An 18,833-nucleotide genomic window follows, 5' to 3' on the forward strand; every position below is an offset into this window, starting at 1 on the left:
AATCCCCCGTCTTACTCTACTCATGGGCTGGAAAACAAAAAGAACCGCATCTTGCTGCGGTTCTCGATCTTATACGTTGGCGCGCCCGATACGATTCGAACGTACGACCTACAGTTTAGGAAACTGTTGCTCTATCCTGCTGAGCTACGGGCGCATAGCACCATTTATGATAGCACGAAGCCTTGTGTGGTGCAATGTTTTTGGTTGCAGAAAGCGATCGCCCTAGGTAACGTTCAGTTCATTTAACAATGGTTTTCTTTCAAAGCCACTTCCATGGACTGTTGCAATTTACTTAAGTATTCATCAAAGCCGCTGGAATGTGAAGTAACACTAGCATTATAAGTATTTACAGCCTCTAGCATCTGCGCATTGTAGTTAGCTGTAATTTGCTGACATGCCGGTCCGATACCTGTGCCAACGGTGGGTTGAGGAGGCGAAGGTTGAGGGCGGTTGGGCGCAGTCAGGTCAATGGCTGAATTGTTGGGCTGGAAACGCCAACGTCGAATAAAGTCATACTCAGACAGCTTCTTCTGATGGAACTGTTCGGCATCCAATCGTTTCACGGCGGTAATCCCAAATACTTGATGATTATGGACGGTTTCAACAATCAGCTCTTCTACTGGTGAATGAAGGAGGAGTTGAGACACGGCGATGATATGATCGTTATCGGTATTTGAATCGCCTGCTTGCTCAAGCTCAGCTTTTACATAAGGACCGTATTCATTGTAGATCAGTTGAATGTTTTTGGCTGCGTAGGCTTTAGCTTGTTCATTTAAAGCAGGAATTGTCGCAGTAAAATCCTCTATTTTATTCGGGAACGACACATCGACCGCGTATTTGTCAGGGTCCCAAGTAACTGATGCTCCGGTTTGCTTCAACAAATAAAGCGGCACGAGCGTACGGCCGTCTTGGATGACGCCGGGCACGTCTTCGACCTGCAATTCCTTGCCTCCGAAGAGCACTTTCACGATGGGATTCCCCGCATAATCGCCATTCAGGCTGGCGGCAAGCAAAGCAGCAGAGCAGCTGTCCCGATGAGTAATTTCTTTTTATCCAAATAACATCAATCCTCCGCTCTCTTGGCTAGCTACGCTTTCCCTCTCAACTTGCGAAAAAACTGCGTCAACATCGCCGCGCACTCCTCCTGCAGCACGCCGCTAACCACGTCAACGCGGTGGTTGAACCGAGACTCCTGCAGCAGATTCATCAGCGTGCCTGCACAGCCCGCCTTAGGGTCGATCGTGCCGTAGATCACCTGCGGCACCCGCGCCTGCACGATTGCGCCCGCGCACATCGGACAAGGCTCCAGCGTCACATAGAGCTGGCAGTCCAGCAGCCGCCAAGCACCCAGGTGTTCGCTGGCCTGTTTAATCGCGATCAGCTCCGCATGCGCCAGCGGGTCCAGCGTCGTCTCCCGCAGATTATGGCCGCGGCCGATAATCTGCCCTTGGTGCACGACGACGGCGCCGATCGGCACTTCGCGGATCGCTTCCGCTTTCAGAGCTTCGGCTATCGCTTCCCGCATCCAGGGAATATGCTCGTTATATTCATCCACAAGGGGACACCTCGCAATTTAAAAATCTTTTATCCACATGTGCATGAAAATCGAACAAGCATTCGTTGTTAACAAGCTGTGGATAATCATGTGGATAACCTATTATCCACTGTGGATATTTGTACCATTCCCATTTTTACACTAAATGGAGAAGCGTTGCAAGGATTTTCCTTGAAAGATCGCCGCTCGCTCTCGTATAATGAAAGTAACCGCGGGTCTTTGATGGCCCCACATTCGACAATTACATAACAGGTTCGACAATGGCAAACTTGCTGAAAGGCAAGGACGCAAAGCTGAGGGTCTAAGGTTCTGGACAAGAACTATGGCAGCCTGGTTACCGAAAATCACTTGATGAGGTAATGGGCTGCTCCGTGCAAGGGAGCGGTCTTTTTTATTTTAACCAGTGCAATTCCGCAGCCCCGCTGGCGACGCCTGACAAGAACAGAAATAGGAAGAGGTGTGGCGAGAAGTGTTACATAATCAAAATGCCCTGAAACTGTACGGCAGCAAAGAGGGATATGATGCAGATGTATTAATTGACAGCAAAACGATGGTAGGCAAAGACGATTTCGTCGCCACGGGTGTCCTCACCTATGCGCTGGGCGATATTATGGAAGTCGAGCTTCCGGAATACGACGTATTTCGGCTCGGGGACAAGGTCAAGATGGTCGTATATTCCAAATCGGGCCTTTTTGTCCTGCATACGACCGTGGTCGCGAAGGAAGCGGGCTCGTTAATGGTGCTGAATCCGCCGGAAAATCGCCGGAAGTTCACGGAGAAGCGTGAGCATGCGCGGGTGCAAGTTGGTTACTCCGGCATGCTGATTGGGCTGCAGGGGCGGGGGACCCAGCATCATTTGGAGAATCCGATCACGATTGAGATTCAGAATATTTCCATGAGCGGCATTGGATTCACCATTCAAGACGCGCCGATGATCGATAAAATTATTCAAAAGCAATCGCTGCTCGACGTGGAGCTGATTCTGGATTTCAATATGATCTCTTCCATAGAGATCGTCCGGAAGGAACGGCTGGAGGAAGGCTTTTATTACGGCGCAAGTTTCACTAGTATAGAGACGGAGCAGGCCAAGGCGCTGAGAGGCTTCATTTTACGCAAACAGATCGAAACGTATTTCATTCAGAAGCGGGATCTGGAATACCAGAAGGCGATGGAAAAGAAGGCCGCTGCTAGTCAATAGAATCGACAGAGGACCAAGTCCAAACGAACCCGAAAGAGGCCCCCAATTACCAGGGAAGCCTTCTTTTGGGTTTTTGTTTGAGGGAAAGCGGGCTTTTTTTTGCGCACCAAGTACTATATAATAAGAAGGATGATCTTCAAACATTAAGGAGTTGTAATCAAATGGCTTTGAAAGCAGGAATCGTCGGTCTACCGAACGTAGGAAAATCGACATTGTTTAACGCAATTACACAAGCGGGTGCGGAGTCCGCGAACTATCCGTTTTGTACGATTGATCCGAACGTTGGGGTTGTCGAAGTACCGGACGAAAGATTGCAGAAGCTGGTTGAGTTGGTCGTGCCGAAGAGCATTGTTCCGACAGCCTTCGAATTCGTGGACATCGCGGGTTTGGTGAAGGGTGCGAGCAAGGGCGAGGGGCTTGGCAATAAATTTTTGGCGCATATCCGGGAAGTAGACGCGATTGTGCATGTTGTGCGCTGCTTTGAGGATGATAATATTACGCACGTTTCCGGAAAAGTCGATCCGATTGGCGATATCGAGACGATTAATCTGGAGCTAATCCTGGCGGATATTGAATCCGTAGAGAAGAAAATCGAGCGCTCACGCAAAAACCTCAAGGGCGGCGATAAGAAAGTTGCAGCCGAGGTGGAGTGCCTGGAACGCATCAAGGAAGTGCTGTACCAAGATAAACCGGCGCGCAGCGTAGAACTCAGCGACGACGAGAAGCTGATCATCCGCGATCTTCATTTGTTGACGATGAAACCAGTGCTGTACGCGGCGAACGTAGGCGAGGATGAAGTGGCGAAAGCCGACGAGAATCCGTATGTGCAAAAGGTAAAAGCATTCGCAGAAGCGGAAAACAACGAAGTTGTTTCCATCAGTGCGAAGGTGGAATCCGAGATCGCCGAGCTCGAAGACGAAGAAAAAGCGATGTTCCTCGAAGAACTGGGACTGCAAGAGTCCGGTTTGAATAGATTGATTAAAGCGGCGTACCGCAAGCTGGGCTTGTATACGTATTTTACAGCGGGCGTGCAGGAAGTCAGAGCCTGGACGATTCGCAAAGGCATGAAAGCGCCGCAGGCGGCGGGCGTGATTCATACGGATTTTGAGCGTGGCTTCATTCGTGCCGAGGTTGTTGCGTACGACGATCTGATGGCAGCGGGCTCGATGAACGCGGCGAAGGAAAGAGGCCAGGTTCGTCTGGAAGGCAAAGAGTATGTCGTAAACGACGGCGACGTCATGCATTTCCGTTTCAATGTGTAAAACGATAAAAAATGAGAAAGGAGAGATCCCTTATGTTGGATCGACTTCAGGCAATTGCGGACCGCTATGAGAAACTGAGCGAGCTGCTGTGCGACCCGGATGTGACAAGCGATACGAAGAAATTAAGAGAGTACTCGAAGGAACAGTCCGATCTGCAGGAAGCCTACGACGCTTACAATGAATACAAGAGCGTATCGGAACAGCTGGCGGACGCCAAGGTGATGCAGAACGAGAAGCTGGATGACGAGATGCGCGAAATGGTCAAAATGGAGATCGAGGAGCTCAGCGAGCAATCCGCGAACTTGGAAGAACGGCTGCGCATCCTGATGATGCCGAAGGACCCGAACGACGACAAGAACGTCATCGTGGAGATTCGCGGCGCGGCGGGTGGAGACGAGGCAGCTCTGTTCGCGGGCGATTTGTACCGGATGTACACGCGCTATGCCGACAGCCAGGGCTGGCGAACGGAAATTATGGATGCTTCGGTCAATGATCTCGGCGGCTTTAAAGAGATTATTTTCATGGTTACGGGCAAAGGCGCGTACAGCAAGCTCAAATACGAGAGCGGCGCGCACCGCGTGCAGCGGATTCCTGTGACGGAGTCCGGCGGCCGGATCCACACATCGACATCGACGGTTGTCGTCATGCCGGAAGTGGAAGAAGTGGAAGTTATCATCAACGATGCGGATATTCGCGTCGATACGTTCTGTTCCTCCGGTGCCGGCGGGCAGTCCGTTAACACGACGAAATCGGCGGTTCGTGTGACGCACGTGCCGACAGGCATTGTGGCGACGTGCCAAGATGGCAAATCGCAAAACTCGAACAAAGAGCAGGCGCTGCGGGTATTAAGAGCCCGGATTTCCGACAAAATTCGCGAGGAAGAAGAAGCAAAATATTCAGGCGAGCGGAAGTCCAAGGTCGGTACCGGGGACCGTTCTGAGCGTATCCGTACGTACAACTTCCCGCAAAGCCGTGTGACCGATCACCGGATCGGCCTGACGCTGCACCGTTTGGAGACGGTGCTGAGCGGCGACATGGGCGAGATCGTATCCGCCCTGACGATCGCAGCGCAGTCCGATGCGCTGGAAAAAGGAGAGCAGGCGATGTGATGCCGACTGCGAGAACGATTCGAGAAGCCTATGTTCAGGCTTCTTCTTTTTTAGCGGGGCAGGGCGTGGCGGAGGCGCCGGCCTGCACCGAGCTGCTGCTGCAGCACATGCTGGGCTGCAGTCGAACGGAGCTCCTGTTCCGTTGGCAGGAGCCTTTTCCGGAGGAGCTGGCCGCTCAGTGGAGCCAGCTCATGGACAGGAAGGCCGCGGGCGAGCCGGTACAGTATATCCTCGGCGAGCAGGATTTTTACGGCCTTCCGTTTGAAGTCAACCCGGCCGTGCTGATCCCGCGGCCGGAAACCGAGCTGCTCGTGGAGGCGGTGCTCCGCGAGGGCTCGCGTTTGTTCCCGCAAGGGGCGCCGCTCCTTGCGGATGTGGGCACCGGGAGCGGGATCATCCCGGTGACGATCGCGCACGCGCGCCCCGACTGGCGCGTGGCGGCGAGCGACATCTCCGCGTCGGCGCTGGAGATGGCTCGGGTGAACGCGCAGCGCCACGGAGTGGCTGCGCGCGTGGATTGGCTCGATGGCGATCTCCTCGAGCCGTATATCGCCCGCGGGCTCGCGCCGGATATGGTGGTGTCCAACCCACCCTATATTCCGGACGGCGACTTGCCCGCGTTGATGCCCGAGGTGCGGCTGTATGAGCCGCACACAGCGTTGTTCGGCGGTGTCGAGGGACTCGACCTGTACCGCCGCTTGGTGGCGCAACTGCCGCAGCTCCCGCGAATCCCGACCTTGGTCGGGCTCGAGGTGGGCATCCGGCAGGCGGAGGCCGTTGCGGCGATGCTGCGCGGCATCGCCGATTGGGAGGAGATCCGCTTCGTGCCGGATCTCCAGGGGATCGATCGCCACGTGATCGCGATCGGGCCGCGGTAGGCTGTCTACGACAGCGATTGGTGCTTTCACAGCAGTTTGTTCTTGCATTTGGGCGCGTCTCTCGCGGAGGCTTGCTCAGACACTGCCGTCCATCAATCGTCTAACGAGCTTAGCAAGACTTTTAGTTGCAACAAGCAGCTTCTCGCAACCGTCTCCCTTCAGCGCATGAAGCCGCTTGTCCGCCGGGAGCTTGCTCAGACGCTAGCATCCATCGACCGCTAACGATCTCAGCGCGATCTTAGCACAACCAGCCACTTCCCCTCGATCTTTCTATCCAGCGCAAAAAGTCACTTGTCCGCAAGTAGCTAAAAGCTGTTGAAGCTGGTTGAAGTGAGGGGAGGCGGATGCAGATTAACTGCATTTTCTACAGTAAATTCAGCCGAAACGCGGAGATGGAGTCCAAAACCTGCATTTTGTACAGGTAAAATTCCCTTTCTTTCGAAAAACTCATCGAATCTGTGAAATTCGCGGTTTTTTGATGTAGGTTTTACAGGTCTTTTTAAATTTTCGCACCTTTTGGGCGATTTACCTGTACATTTTGCAGGTTGTGGCGGCGTTAGTCCGCGGTCCCTCACACATCTCCCACACCGACTCTATCAAAATTTTCATAGATTGCTAGGTTTAGCCCCCTCTTTTCTTGCCCATACTGGCTAGTAGACAGTAAGAGAAAGGGGCTTTCCTCATGGTAAAGAGAACAGAGCGCCAATCATTCAAGAACTTATTATTCGTGGCTTTTGCACTTATTGTGATGATGATGTGTTGGGAATCGAACCGCACGAATGCGGCGGTGGTATCCCCTTTAATTCCGGAAGAGTCGATTCGTCTGCGCATTCTGGCAAACTCGGATTCGGCGCAGGATCAAGCGCTGAAAAGAGAGATTCGCGACGCGATTATCGCCCGCATGGAAGAATGGGTCGTAGGCCCGCATTCGCTGGAGGAAGCGCGCGCGGTCGTGCGGCAGCATTTGCCTGAGTTTGACGAGTTGGTTGGTCAAATGATTCAGGAGCGCGGCTACACATATACACATTCGGTGGAGCTGGGCGTTGTCCCGTTCCCGACAAAAATGTATGGCAATGACGTCTATCCCGCCGGCGATTACGAAGCGCTGCGTGTGGTGATCGGTTCCGGTGAGGGCCAGAACTGGTGGTGTGTGCTGTTCCCGCCGCTCTGTTTTGTGGATTCGGTTTCGGGCGAAGCGATTGCCGCCTCGGCGGTGGTTGCCAAAACCGAAGGCAAGGACAAGCCGGTGGAGACGGCGAAGGCCCAAGCGAAGGTCGACAAAAATGCGAAGGAAGCCAAAGACGGTAAAGCTTCGCCTTCCCCTGCTTCGAAAGTGACAGCGGGAGACAAAGCATCTGCCTCAGCAGCTGCGGACAAGACAACGGCGGCTGCTGCTGACACGAGCACGGACGCACCAGCTAAGCCGCAAGTGAAGTTTTTTATCTGGGAAGTGATCCAAAAAATCGCCTCCTGGTTCAGCTAAAATTAATGCATAAGGATGACGACTATCGTGACAGTCTATTGGAATATAGAAGAGGCTTCGGCTGCTGACTGCCGGCAGGCGCTAACCGAAGCGGCGCAGCTGCTCCGCGAGGGCGACACCGTCGCGTTTCCGACGGAAACGGTGTACGGGCTCGGGGCCGACGCGACGAGCTCTGCGGCGGTGGAGCGCATTTTTAAGGCCAAGGGGCGGCCTTCCGATAACCCTTTGATCGTCCATATTGCGGACGAAGACCAGCTCGCCGGGCTTGTCCAGGCGGACGCCCTGCAGGACGCGCATCGCGCGCTGATGCGGGCGTTCTGGCCCGGCCCGCTCACGATCGTGCTGCCTGTTCAGTCAGGCAGCATTTCGCCGTTGGTGACGGCCGGCCTCACCACGGTCGGGGTCCGCGTGCCGGATCACCCGGTCGCGCTCGATCTGCTGCGCGAAACGGGCGTGCCTGTGGCCGCCCCGAGCGCAAACAGCTCCGGCCGGCCCAGCCCGACGCTCGCTTCGCACGTGCGGGACGACCTCGACGGCCGCATCGGTGGCATCGTCGACGGCGGCCCTGCCGGCGTGGGCGTGGAGTCCACGGTCGTCCAGCTCGCTGACGGCGACCTGTACGTCCTGCGCCCCGGCGGCGTGACGACGGAGCAGCTGCAGCGCGTGCTGCCGCACATGCGCATTCATGCGGCGGCGCACGAAGAGGTACGGGCGTCGGAAACGCCGCGCGCGCCGGGCATGAAGTATACGCATTACGCGCCGCAAGGGTACATGCATATTGTCAGCGGCGACGATCCAGCCGCGGTAGCGGCTTGGCTCCAGCGGGACATCGATAAAGCGAAGGCCCGGGGGGAGACGACGGGGATTTTGACCTTTTCCGAGCATGTGCAGCGCTACAGCGCCGATCTGGTGCTCGCCTGCGGCTCGCTCGCGGAGCCCGATTCGATTGCGCAGGCGCTCTATGCGGCGCTGCGTACGTTTGATGAGCAGGGCATCCGCTACATTGCCGCAGAAGGCTGCCCGGAGACGGGGATCGGCCAAGCCGTCATGAATCGGCTGCGCAAAGCCGCAGGCCATCGGTTGGTGCAGGTGTAATTTTTACGAATGCGCCGATCTGACCGAGTACCACTCTGCTTATGAAGGCAGGTGGACATCAGCTCTATTTTGCCAAGTGCATCTCCTTCCTACCGAATGTCAACTAGCATGATTCCCAGTTTGTCCGCATATCTTGAGAAAGAATCGTGGACAAAGGGGACTTGTGCAATGCTCGTATCGGACATACAGTTAGGCGAAATCATGACGATCTGCATCATGGCGGTTGCACTGGGTCTTGATGCGTTCTCCTTGGGCATCGGCATCGGGATGAAGGGCATTCGCTTGCTGGATATATTGAAAATCAGCGTCGTTATCGGCATTTTTCACGTCTTGATGCCGTTGATGGGGATGTTTATGGGGCAATATGTGTCGCTGCTGTTAGGCAACGTGGCGACAGCAGCCGGCGGCTGTCTGCTCATTATCCTCGGCGCGCATATGGTGTACAGTTCGATTCGGGGCGAAGAGGCGGTTTCGTTTGACCATCGAACGATTGTGGGGCTGACGGTGTTTTCGCTGAGTGTCAGTATCGATTCGTTCTCTGTCGGCGTGTCGCTGGGCATGTTCTCGACGGATATTGCGCTGACGGTGCTCGTGTTTGGCTTCTTCGGCGGATTGCTTTCGATTCTGGGGCTGCTGCTGGGCCGGCATGTGAGCGGGTGGATTGGCGAGTACGGTGAGGCGTTCGGCGGGCTCATTCTATTAGCATTTGGGATCAAGTTTTTACTGTGATAAAATGTAGAGGTAGTTCACAGGTTCAAAGCCGCAGGAAGGGGGATTTCAAGTTGCGAATTCTGTTTGTTTGTACGGGAAATACGTGCCGCAGCCCGATGGCTGAAGGTTTGATGCGTATGAAGGTACGCCAAGAGGGACTTGTGGCAGAAGTCCGGTCCGCAGGCGTATCGGCGATGACGGGGGGACCGATTTCCCGACATAGCGCAGCGCTTTTACAGGAGGCGGGCTTTGAGGAAACGATCTCCTCATTTGCGATTCAGTCCTCGGATATTGCGTGGGCTGATGTAGTGTTAACGATGACGAATGGGCATAAACGAACGGTGATTCAGCGGTTTCCGAATGCCATTGATAAAACATTTACCCTCAAAGAATATGTAGAAGATAACGCCGAGAACCTGGAGGCGATTGCGGAGCGGGAGCGGCTTATTTCCGAGCTGCAGATGAAGCAGGCGCTGTCGCAGGCGATTACAAAGGAAGAGCGGGACCGCTTATACACCCTTGAGGATGCGATTCCGGATTACGATATTTCCGATCCGTTCGGCGGCTCCTTGTCCGATTATCGGACGACGGCGGCGGAAATCGAGGAATGCTTGGCCAAATTGGTCCGCAAGCTGAAGGAATCCTCGTAATATGGCGGGAAACGGGCGGTTTTGCCAGGAGGAAGAGGCTTTACAGCCCGCACGGAATGCGATAAAATACGAGATATGTAGCAAGACTCAATGTAACTGGCGACGAGTGGGTGTAACCACAATGGAGCATTGAGGTATACGGCCGGTCGCCTGGGCACAAGAGCAGCGCGCTTTTCTTAAGCGTGTTCGCTCTTTTTTCGTTTTTCGTGGACTTTTGGGCTATAATAGGATGGACGAATTCGAACAAGCAAAGGAGCGTTACGAACACATGAAAATTGCAATTGGCGCGGATCATGCAGGCTACCGTTTGAAAGATGTTATCATTCCTTTTATTGAATCCTTAGGCCACCAAGTGACGGATTACGGTTGCAGCTGCGCGGACTCCGTGGATTATCCTGACTATGCGCTGCAAGTGTGTCAGCAAGTCGTGAGCGGCGATGCGGACAAAGGTATTCTGATTTGCGGAACGGGCATCGGGATGTCCATTGCGGCGAACAAAGTGCCGGGCATTCGCTGCGCGCTGGTGCACGATCTGTTCTCGGCGAAAGCGACGCGCGAGCATAACGATACGAACGTGCTGGCGCTGGGCGAACGCGTGATCGGACCCGGTGTAGCCGAGGAAATCGTGAAGATTTGGCTGGAAACGGAATTTTCCCAAGGCGTACGCCACCAGAACCGGATCAACAAAGTGCAAAGCATTGAAGACCGTTTCACGGTTCATCCCTAAGAAAGGGGACTCGCGATGACAGATACAGCCGGAATCCCTATCGCTGAGGCGCTGGAAGCGAACCTTCGGGAGCTTGTCCAGGTCGGGCAATTAAAGTCTGGTCACTTCTTGGTCGTGGGAACAAGTACGAGTGAAATTCTCGGCCATCGCATTGGCACGTCCGGGACGCTGGATGTGGCGAAGCCGATTTACGAAACGACGCAGCGTATTGCGGCCGAGTTCGGTCTGTTCGTGGGGTATCAATGCTGCGAGCATTTGAACCGCGCGATTGTGGTCGAGGCGGCAACGCTGGCGCGCTATCCGCAGCTGGAGCCGGTATCGGTGATCCCCGTGCCGAAGGCTGGCGGGTCGATGGCGTCGTATGCGTATCGGCATTTTGCCGAGCCTGTCGTGGTTGAGACGGTTGAAGCACACGCCGGGATCGATATTGGGAGCACGTTGATTGGCATGCATTTGCGAAGAGTTGCTGTGCCGGCAAGGCCGCCTGTGCGACATATCGGTCAAGCGTATGTCACAATGGCGTATACACGGCCGAAGCTGATCGGCGGTGTGAGGGCGGTTTATACGGAAGAAGCCGCGAAGACGTTATATCAACAAGCCGCGCCTGACGCGGATTGCTAATGGAGCTTTCTGAAATGGAGCAGAACTTTATTTCAGAAAGTCTCCTAAGTAGTTATTATTTTTATGGGAGGAAATGAAAATGACGAACTTTTTGAGCAAGCAAGATCCGAAAATTGTAGAAGCAATGAACCTGGAGTTGGGCCGCCAACGCGACAAAATCGAACTGATCGCCTCCGAGAACATCGTAAGCCAAGCCGTGCTTGAAGCCATGGGTACAGTGCTCACGAACAAATACGCAGAAGGCTATCCGGGCAAAAGATACTACGGCGGCTGCGAATACGTAGACATCGTTGAAGATATCGCTCGTGACCGCGCGAAAGAATTGTTCGGTGCCGAGCACGCGAACGTTCAGCCGCACTCCGGTGCGCAAGCGAACATGGCCGTTTACCTGGCTGCGTTGAACGCTGGCGATACAGTACTGGGTATGAACCTGGCGCATGGCGGTCACTTGACGCACGGCTCCCCGGTGAATGCTTCCGGTATCATCTACAACTTCGTTGCTTACGGCGTTAGCGAAAAAGATTTCCGCATCGATTACGACGATGTCCGCAAAGCGGCATTCAAACATAAGCCTCGCATGATCGTAGCAGGCGCAAGCGCGTACCCGCGTACGATCGACTTCGAAGCGCTCGCTTCCATCGCAAACGATGTTGGCGCGCTGTTCTTCGTCGACATGGCACATATCGCAGGCTTGGTTGCTGCGGGCCTTCACCCGAACCCAGTGCCTCACGCGCATTTCGTCACAACAACGACGCACAAAACGCTTCGCGGTCCTCGCGGCGGCATGATCCTGACGCGCAAATCGTGGGCGGCAGCGATCGACAAGGCTGTATTCCCAGGTACGCAAGGCGGTCCGTTGATGCATACAATCGCAGCGAAAGCTGTATCGTTCGGTGAAGCGTTGCAACCTGATTTCAAAGTCTACGGTCAAAACGTGATCAACAACGCGCAAGCGCTGGCGAACGCTTTGACGGCGGAAGGCATCAACCTCGTGTCCGGCGGTACGGACAACCACTTGATGCTGGTTGATCTGCGCAACCTGAACATCACAGGTAAAGACGCTGAGCACGTATTGGACGAAGTGGGCATCACCGCGAACAAAAACGCGATTCCGTTCGATCCTACGAGCCCGTTCATCACAAGCGGCATCCGTTTGGGCACGCCTGCGGTGACATCCCGCGGCATGGACGCGCAAGCGATGGAAACGATCGCGAAAGTCATTGCCATGACGTTGAAAAATCCAAAAGACGAAGCTACGCTTGAGAAAGCAGGCGGCCTCGTGAAAGACCTGACAGCGCAATATCCGCTGTACGCAGGTCTGACATACTAAGCAATAATAGAGCAGGGGGAGACCTCCTGCTCTTTTTTTGTGCTTGTTGGAGTAGGTGGGGGCGAGAAGCTCCCACCCATCGGAATGTGGCAAAGAAAGATCAGCTTTCCCTCACAACGCCGCCGCCTGACGCACACGCTCCTCTTCCCTAAGGCCTGGCAGGATGGATGAGATCAAGACGATGCCGGCCACACCGGTCAGCAGAATGAAGATCGCCATGGCGCCGGACGGCAGAAAGCCGCCGAGGATCAGATTCAGACCGCTAAGCATCATGGCTACGCGATTCGTCATGGAGCTGAGTGCCATGTAGGAGCTGCGGGCATGATCGGGGACGAGCTGCACCAGCATCGCTTGTTTGAGCGGGACGTAGGTAATCTCCCCGATTGTCGCCACTAGCATAAGCAGCAGAAGCATGGCCGGCTGGCCGCCGATGACGAGATATGAGTAGCCGGCTACGTTCAGGAACATGGCCAGCAGCATTATTCTGGTGTCGGAGCTGTTTCGCAGCAGCCGGCCGACGAAGAGGGAGAGGAGTACGACGGCTATCGTGTTCTCGGTTCGCAGGATCCCGACGAGCGGCAGCCCGTCCACGGTCGCGGCGAGCCCGGGGAGCCACGGGGTATGCTGAATATCTTGCGCGATCCGCACGCCGATAAATCCGTTAAGATTCATCTCGACAGAAACAACGAGCACGCTGGCGAGCAAATAGCGAACGAATCGTCGGTCGCGCAGCACTTCCTTGTACCGTTCGAACATGGAGACCTGCTTTGGTTTGATCTCAGCCTTAGCCTCGGCCTCGGCAGGCACGTCCGCTGCACAACGGTCAGCCGCAGGCATCATCTTAGGCATCGTCTCCGACATGAAGATGGTAGTGATGATGAACGCAACGAGCGACATCCCGCTAGCCGCCAGCAGAAGCTCGAACAGATATTTGCTGAAGAAAAAACCGCCGATCAATCCCGCAAACGAAATGGCCAGGTTGTTCGACCAGTAGTTGATGCGATAGATCGCTTTGCGTGTATCCGGAGTGGACACGTCAATCAGCATGGCTTCTACGGCAGGCTTGCTCAGCCCCCAGGAAGCGCTGGAGATGACGGTCATGAGCAGCGTCAATGCTGCAGAATGCCATAGCGGCGAGTTGGCGAAGGTCATAATGACATAAGCGAGAAGGGCGACGCCTTCGCCAAGCAGCATCATTTTTTTACGGCCGAGCCGGTCCGCGTAATGCCCGCCAATAGTGGCGGCAAGCAGGCCGACGGCGATGGAAATGGTGGTGGCCGAGCCGGCTATCGCCGTACCGAGCGTTCGAGCGATATAAATCGACATGAACGGAAGGATCATGTTGCTGAGTACGTTGGTCAGGAAGCTTAGCGCAATGCGCAGCCGCACATTGGGATGAAATTGAAAGAAAGTCATGCTGGATCACCTTTTCTCATAATCTTTCACGTCTTGGTCAACCTATCATAACAAATGACCACGAGTTAAAAAGTGTATACCGGGCATGAAAACTTTCACCTTTTTCTCCTTCTGCAGAATGTTGACCGTTGGTCAGATAGCATCTATACTCTTGGTTAACTCATCAAGGAGGAGGGTAATTTCATGCAGCTTGCCTTGCAGTATGCGCAGTTGAAGACATCGATAGCGCGCGCTCTACAGAGCTCCCACCCGCATATGGACGTGCCGGTATCAATTGCAGAAATTGCCGGATACCTTTATTGTTCGGAACGCAATGTGAAAATTTTGATTCGCAAAATGAGCGAAATCGGCTGGATCGTCTGGACGCCGGGACGCGGTCGCGGACATCGTTCCGCCATCCGGTTCCTGGCCTCGGCGGAAGATTTGCTGCTCGCGGAAGCGAAGCTTCTGGTAGAGCAGGGGAATTTGAACAGCGCCATGGGCTTATTTCAAATGGAGGGCTTGGACGGCGCCGTCATGGACCGCTTTCTGGCTTGGCTCGGCAGCTATTTCGGCTACAGGGGAACCGCCGAATCCGGCAATTCCGAGACGCTCCGCCTGCCGATGCAGCTTCGCGTGCTGACGTTAGACCCGGTGAACGTGCTCTTCTCGCGCGACCTTCACTTCATTAAGCAAGCTTTTGATACGCTGCTTTATTTCAATCCGGTGTGCGGGAGTGTGGAGCCGGCGCTTGCTCATGCATGGGTCAGCAACGACGATGCGACGGAGTGGACCTTTTATTTGCGCAAAAGGGTAAAGTTTCACCATGGCCGCGAGCTGACGGCCAACGATGTGGTCTTCACACTCGGCCGACTTCGGACCATTGGTACAGAGGGCTCGCCGAATCGCTGGCTGATGAAGTCGGTAAAAGACATCCGGGCCGTTGATAGGCTAACGGTTCGGTTGAAGATGCATGTGCCCAATTACTTGCTGCCGCAATATCTCAGTTCGTATCAGGCAGCGATTGTGCCGGCCGATGTGTACAGCGCTGTCAGCGCGGCGGATTCAAGCATGCTCCCTGTGGGGACAGGGCCGTTCCGGATTACGAGGCATGATAAGGGCGGCGTGACGTTGGAGGCCTTTGAGGATTATTACCGGGAGTGTGCGCATCTTGATCGGATCGAGCTGATGTATGTGCCGGATGATGTCAGCGAACGAAGATGGCAGCAGCTCAACTTCCAGATGGGGAAGCTCAATCATTACACGAAGCCTGCTCCTGCGCACTGGCGCAGGAAAGAAATCATGATGCTGGGCTCCAGCACATTGGTGTTTAACTTGCGCAAGCCAGGGCCGCAGCAAGCGCCGAACTTTCGGCAGGCGATCCAGCTTGTCCTGAACCGGTGCGGCCTTATCAAAGAGCTGGGCCTCCATCATGCCAGACCGGCCGCAGATTTCCTGCCGCCGCTGGCGCCTGGGCTGCCCCCGGACGATGACCAGCCGGAGCGGGCGAGGGCGCTTTTGCAGGCATGCGGGTATGCAGGAGCGCCGATTCTGATGATCTGTACGAAAAAGAATGTTGCCCAGGTGGAATGGATTCAGGCTTCCTGCAAGGCGATCGGAATTCCCGTTGATCTGAAGGTCTACACCTACGAACAGATGACCAATGTGCAGCTTTTGATGGAGGCGGATGTGGTGCTAGGAGGCGTCGTTGCGGATGACGACGAGGTTCGATGCCTGATCGAGATGTACAAAATCGGCAATATGCCCACGCGCTTATTCGCGACGGATGAACAGCGCGAAGTGTTCGATGAAACGATCGCTGCCATTGAAGCGGAGCCCGACGCCGACAGGCGTTTGCAGCGGATTCGCGCGATGCAGGCGCTGGTTTCGGACAGCTATGCCGTCCTGTTTTTGCTCCATACGACCCAACAATTGGTATACAGCCCTCACCTGCAGGGCATAACATTTAATACGATCGGATGGTTCGATTTCAAGAACATTTGGTATCGGACGGATTCCCTGGAAGATGGCAGCTCGCTTCCTGTGTAACCAGACCGCTTGAGAGATACTCTCAGGCGGTTTTTTAGGATAACATATGATATAATAAACGAGGTTTGCCGATTTTTAATCCAAAAATTAGGGAAACACGTCGAATTACATAGTATAGCCATGTATTTTAGGAGGAAACTATGGGACAGTTATTTATCTGCGATCATCCGCTTATTCAACATAAGCTTACGTATATTCGGGATGAGAATACGACCACGAAGGATTTTCGGGCATTGGTCGATGAAGTGGCGACACTGATGGTGTACGAGATTACGAGAGACATTCCACTGGAGCAGGTGGACGTGAAGACGCCGGTTACGACGGCGAAAAGCAATGTCATCTCCGGGCGCATGCTGGGGCTGATTCCGATTTTGCGGGCGGGCCTTGGTATGGTGGACGGGGTGCTCAAGCTGATTCCGGCGGCCAAAGTCGGGCATGTCGGCTTGTACCGCGATGAGGAGACGCTGCAGCCGGTTGAGTATTACGTGAAGCTGCCGAAGGATGTGCTGGAGCGCGACCTTCTCGTGATCGACCCGATGCTGGCGACCGGAGGCTCGGCCAATGCAGCCATTGAGGTGCTTAAGAAGCGGGGCTGCTCGCGCATTAAGCTGATGTGCCTGATTGCCGCGCCGGAAGGCGTGAAGTCGGTACAGGAGGCTCATCCGGACGTCGACATTTATGTCGCTGCGTTGGACAGCCATCTGAACGAGCACGGCTATATTGTGCCAGGGCTCGGCGATGCCGGCGACCGTCTGTATGGGACGGACTGATCATACATAAGGGAGAGGAAACCGATGAAACGCTTGAAAGTGATTACGATCTTCGGAACAAGACCTGAAGCGATTAAAATGGCGCCGCTGATCCTGGAGCTGGAGAAGCATCCGGAGCAGATCGAGTCGCTCGTCTGCGTGACGGCGCAGCATCGTCAAATGCTGGATCAGGTGCTTGAGATTTTTAAAATCACCCCGGACTACGACCTCAACGTCATGAAAGACCGCCAAACGCTGAACGAAATTACGATGCGCGTGCTGCAGGGCCTCGAGCCTGTGTTCCAGGAAGCGCAGCCTGATCTCATTCTCGTGCACGGCGACACGTTGACGACGTTCCTGGCGAGCTATGCGGCTTTTATGCAGAAAATCGCGGTGGGTCACGTCGAAGCGGGCCTGCGCACGTGGAACAAAATGTCCCCGTATCCGGAGGAGATGAACCGTCAGCTGACCGGTGTGCTGGCTGATCTGCATTTTGCGCCTACCGATCTGTCGGCGAACAACCTGCGCAAGGAGAACAAATCCGAGTCGCAGATTTATGTGACCGGCAATACGGTGACGGATGTGTTCCAATATACGGTGGAAAAAGACTACCGGCACCCGATTCTGGACTGGGTGGGCGGCCGCAAGCTGATTCTGATGACGGCGCACCGTCGGGAATCGCAAGGGGAGCCGCATCGCCAGATTTTCCGGGCAGTACGCCGCATCGCTGACGAGTTCGAGGACATCGCGATCGTGTATCCCGTGCATCTGAGCCCAGCCGTTCAAGGACCTGCTCATGAGATTTTGGGCAATCACCCTCGTATCAAACTGGTTGATCCGCTGGATGTCGTGGAAACCCATAACTTTTACCCGCATACCCACATGATTTTGACTGACTCCGGTGGTATTCAAGAAGAAGCGCCATCTTTCGGCGTACCGGTGCTTGTCCTGCGCGACACGACGGAGCGTCCGGAAGGCATCGATGCAGGGACGCTGGAGTTGGTCGGCACGGATGAAGAAGCGGTCTACACGCGTGCGCGCGCGTTGCTGACAGACCCTCAGTTATACAATAAAATGAGCCAAGCTGCCAACCCTTACGGCGATGGCAAAGCATCCGAGCGTATCGTGAAAGGCATTCTCCATCACTTCGGCAGAACGTCCGAACGACCACAGCCTTTCCAACCGTGACAAAATCATGACAAACGCTACAGCGTACAGTTGGACTGTTTGGTTTGAAAACTCGCAAACCCTAGAGCCGTAAGGCTCTAAGCGGTTTTGTGAAATGTCACAAATGAAGTTCCGTCAATTGACAAACCTTGCAGCGCTTAAGTACAATGAATGAGGATTCGTAGAACTATGTCTACGGAGCGGGTTTTCCGCGTGGAAAACTCCCAGGAGGATGCGATGAAACGGAACCATTCGAACAACGATAATCCGTGGCGAGCAGTTGCGTTAACAAGTGCAATCGGCATCGATCTTGTCGTATGTTTGGCAGCCGGCTATCTCTTTGGCGATTGGCTCAGCCACACGCTGGGCGGGCAGTTCTGGTTGTTAGGCGGGTTCCTGCTGGGGCTTGTAACCGGCATCATCAGCATTTACTTCATGATTAAGCGGTACGGAGGGCTATGATGGACGAATTTTCAGCCACTCTGAAAACGGTTCAAAACATCTTTCTTTTCTTTTTATCCTTTTGTTTGGCTGCATGGGCGTTTTTTGTCGATTACCGGGTTTACATTGCCGGCATCATGCTCGGCTCTTTAGTGAGTATGATTAACGCGAGGTTTTTGGCCTACAAGATCAACAAGCTGGCGGCAGCTGCAATAGAGCAGAAAGGGCGCAAGGTAACCCTTGGTTTCCTGACAAGGGCGGCTCTAGCCGGCTTCGCAGGATTGGTTGCTGTTCGATACCCGGAGCAAGTTGCACTGACTACGACAATCGTTGGATACTTTTTTGCTCAATTGGCAACACTCGTACTGGGTATTGTTTCTAATCGAAAGTCAAAGTAATTCCACGATGTAACT

General features: G+C 54.5%; 19 protein-coding genes, 1 tRNA gene and 2 riboswitches. Of the genes, 16 read left to right on the top strand and 4 right to left on the bottom strand.

The window, feature by feature from the left end:
- Nucleotides 1-77: 77 nt before the first annotated feature.
- From ABE504_RS30475 to tadA, 3 genes are all read right to left on the bottom strand, one after another.
- A tRNA-Arg gene (locus ABE504_RS30475) sits at nucleotides 78-154 on the bottom strand.
- A gap of 88 nt (nucleotides 155-242) precedes the next feature.
- Nucleotides 243-968, bottom strand: coding sequence for a stalk domain-containing protein (locus ABE504_RS30480; RefSeq protein ID WP_430096263.1), 726 nt, complete (start codon nucleotides 966-968; stop codon nucleotides 243-245).
- A gap of 119 nt (nucleotides 969-1,087) precedes the next feature.
- A complete protein-coding gene (tadA, locus tag ABE504_RS30485; RefSeq protein ID WP_430096264.1) occupies nucleotides 1,088-1,555 on the bottom strand; it encodes a tRNA adenosine(34) deaminase TadA in 468 nt (155 codons plus the stop codon).
- Between the two features lie 252 nt (nucleotides 1,556-1,807).
- A riboswitch (cyclic di-GMP riboswitch) is annotated at nucleotides 1,808-1,897 on the top strand.
- Between the two features lie 127 nt (nucleotides 1,898-2,024).
- Between tadA and ABE504_RS30490 the strand changes: the two genes are divergently transcribed.
- From ABE504_RS30490 to glyA, 11 genes are all read left to right on the top strand, one after another.
- On the top strand, nucleotides 2,025-2,753 hold the full coding sequence (locus tag ABE504_RS30490; protein WP_430096266.1) for a PilZ domain-containing protein: 729 nt from the start codon (nucleotides 2,025-2,027) through the stop codon (nucleotides 2,751-2,753).
- A gap of 161 nt (nucleotides 2,754-2,914) precedes the next feature.
- The gene (gene ychF, locus ABE504_RS30495) at nucleotides 2,915-4,015 is read left to right on the top strand and encodes a redox-regulated ATPase YchF (protein ID WP_430096268.1); all 1,101 of its coding nucleotides are present in this window, start codon (nucleotides 2,915-2,917) and stop codon (nucleotides 4,013-4,015) included.
- A gap of 32 nt (nucleotides 4,016-4,047) precedes the next feature.
- A complete protein-coding gene (gene prfA, locus ABE504_RS30500; RefSeq protein WP_430096270.1) occupies nucleotides 4,048-5,124 on the top strand; it encodes a peptide chain release factor 1 in 1,077 nt (358 codons plus the stop codon).
- Nucleotides 5,124-6,002, top strand: a complete 879-nt coding sequence (gene prmC / locus ABE504_RS30505; RefSeq protein WP_430096271.1) for a peptide chain release factor N(5)-glutamine methyltransferase — start codon at nucleotides 5,124-5,126, stop codon at nucleotides 6,000-6,002. Before prfA ends, prmC begins: the two co-directional genes overlap by 1 nt.
- A gap of 682 nt (nucleotides 6,003-6,684) precedes the next feature.
- Nucleotides 6,685-7,485, top strand: a complete 801-nt coding sequence (gene spoIIR / locus ABE504_RS30510) for a stage II sporulation protein R (RefSeq protein ID WP_430096273.1) — start codon at nucleotides 6,685-6,687, stop codon at nucleotides 7,483-7,485.
- A 15-nt stretch (nucleotides 7,486-7,500) separates the two neighbouring features.
- Nucleotides 7,501-8,580 carry an L-threonylcarbamoyladenylate synthase gene (locus ABE504_RS30515; protein WP_430096275.1) on the top strand — a complete coding sequence of 360 codons (1,080 nt, stop codon included), beginning with the start codon at nucleotides 7,501-7,503 and terminating at the stop codon, nucleotides 8,578-8,580.
- A gap of 168 nt (nucleotides 8,581-8,748) precedes the next feature.
- The gene (locus ABE504_RS30520; protein ID WP_430096276.1) at nucleotides 8,749-9,309 is read left to right on the top strand and encodes a manganese efflux pump MntP family protein; all 561 of its coding nucleotides are present in this window, start codon (nucleotides 8,749-8,751) and stop codon (nucleotides 9,307-9,309) included.
- Nucleotides 9,310-9,362: 53 nt separating this feature from the next.
- Nucleotides 9,363-9,941, top strand: a complete 579-nt coding sequence (locus ABE504_RS30525) for a low molecular weight protein arginine phosphatase (protein WP_430096277.1) — start codon at nucleotides 9,363-9,365, stop codon at nucleotides 9,939-9,941.
- An 82-nt stretch (nucleotides 9,942-10,023) separates the two neighbouring features.
- Nucleotides 10,024-10,104, top strand: a riboswitch (ZMP/ZTP riboswitch).
- Between the two features lie 105 nt (nucleotides 10,105-10,209).
- Complete coding sequence (gene rpiB, locus ABE504_RS30530) at nucleotides 10,210-10,668, top strand: ribose 5-phosphate isomerase B (protein WP_126141968.1); 459 nt, start codon at nucleotides 10,210-10,212, stop codon at nucleotides 10,666-10,668.
- A 15-nt stretch (nucleotides 10,669-10,683) separates the two neighbouring features.
- Entirely contained in the window at nucleotides 10,684-11,289 is a 606-nt protein-coding gene (locus tag ABE504_RS30535; RefSeq protein WP_430096279.1) for a TIGR01440 family protein, read from the top strand.
- Nucleotides 11,290-11,368: 79 nt separating this feature from the next.
- Nucleotides 11,369-12,619, top strand: coding sequence for a serine hydroxymethyltransferase (glyA, locus tag ABE504_RS30540; RefSeq protein WP_430096281.1), 1,251 nt, complete (start codon nucleotides 11,369-11,371; stop codon nucleotides 12,617-12,619).
- A gap of 111 nt (nucleotides 12,620-12,730) precedes the next feature.
- On the opposite strand, the gene ABE504_RS30545 is transcribed toward glyA, so the two are convergent.
- Nucleotides 12,731-14,035 (bottom strand): MFS transporter, encoded by a 1,305-nt coding sequence (locus ABE504_RS30545; protein ID WP_430096282.1) that lies wholly within the window; start codon nucleotides 14,033-14,035, stop codon nucleotides 12,731-12,733.
- A gap of 183 nt (nucleotides 14,036-14,218) precedes the next feature.
- Here ABE504_RS30545 and ABE504_RS30550 point away from each other — a divergent pair, with 183 nt between their 5' ends.
- The 5 genes from ABE504_RS30550 to ABE504_RS30570 all read left to right on the top strand — a co-directional run bounded on the left by ABE504_RS30550 (nucleotide 14,219) and on the right by ABE504_RS30570 (nucleotide 18,818).
- Entirely contained in the window at nucleotides 14,219-16,063 is a 1,845-nt protein-coding gene (locus tag ABE504_RS30550; protein WP_430096284.1) for an ABC transporter substrate-binding protein, read from the top strand.
- A 140-nt stretch (nucleotides 16,064-16,203) separates the two neighbouring features.
- Nucleotides 16,204-16,833 carry a uracil phosphoribosyltransferase gene (gene upp, locus ABE504_RS30555; RefSeq protein ID WP_430096286.1) on the top strand — a complete coding sequence of 210 codons (630 nt, stop codon included), beginning with the start codon at nucleotides 16,204-16,206 and terminating at the stop codon, nucleotides 16,831-16,833.
- Nucleotides 16,834-16,857: 24 nt separating this feature from the next.
- Nucleotides 16,858-18,000 carry a non-hydrolyzing UDP-N-acetylglucosamine 2-epimerase gene (wecB, locus tag ABE504_RS30560; RefSeq protein WP_430096288.1) on the top strand — a complete coding sequence of 381 codons (1,143 nt, stop codon included), beginning with the start codon at nucleotides 16,858-16,860 and terminating at the stop codon, nucleotides 17,998-18,000.
- Between the two features lie 216 nt (nucleotides 18,001-18,216).
- Nucleotides 18,217-18,441 carry an AtpZ/AtpI family protein gene (locus ABE504_RS30565; protein WP_430096290.1) on the top strand — a complete coding sequence of 75 codons (225 nt, stop codon included), beginning with the start codon at nucleotides 18,217-18,219 and terminating at the stop codon, nucleotides 18,439-18,441.
- Nucleotides 18,441-18,818 carry an ATP synthase subunit I gene (locus ABE504_RS30570; protein WP_430096292.1) on the top strand — a complete coding sequence of 126 codons (378 nt, stop codon included), beginning with the start codon at nucleotides 18,441-18,443 and terminating at the stop codon, nucleotides 18,816-18,818. The genes ABE504_RS30565 and ABE504_RS30570 overlap by 1 nt, the downstream gene beginning before the upstream one ends.
- Nucleotides 18,819-18,833 lie beyond the last annotated feature (15 nt).

This window comes from Paenibacillus oryzisoli (assembly GCF_050467285.1).
Lineage (GTDB): Bacteria > Bacillota > Bacilli > Paenibacillales > NBRC-103111 > Paenibacillus_E > Paenibacillus_E oryzisoli_A.